1 pseudogene is annotated in these 356 nt (G+C 61.2%); it reads right to left on the bottom strand.

Features of this window, described 5'->3' with window-relative positions:
- Nucleotides 1-356, bottom strand: a pseudogene (locus CH341_RS32000) (dihydropyrimidinase); the annotation flags it as partial.

The raw sequence follows: 356 nt of genomic DNA, 5'->3' as shown, positions 1-356 counted from the left end.
GAGACATGCACCACATAACGCGGCACGCCCGCCTGATCGGCGATCATGATGGCGCGGTTGGCGGCCTCGCCCTCGACTTCCGGCGGGCGTGAAAAGCCGTGCGCTTCCGGACCGTTGTTGCCTTCGGCGAGGAGCTTTTGCTGCAGGAAGGCGACGACATCGCCGTTTTCGGCATGGACGAGCGGCATCGCCCCGATCTCCGCGCAGCGGGAGAAGGAAGCGAACATCTCGTCGTCGTTCACCATCAAGGAGCCCTTATAGGCCATGAAATGCTTGAAGGTGTTGATGCCCTGTTCGACGACCTTCGGCATCTCGTCGAAGACCTGCTTGTCCCACCAGGTGATGGCCATGTGGAA

The sequence above is a fragment of the Rhodoplanes roseus genome, assembly GCF_003258865.1.
In the GTDB taxonomy this organism is placed as follows: Bacteria; Pseudomonadota; Alphaproteobacteria; order Rhizobiales; family Xanthobacteraceae; genus Rhodoplanes; species Rhodoplanes roseus.
This window is presented reverse-complemented; position numbering and strand designations above follow the sequence as displayed.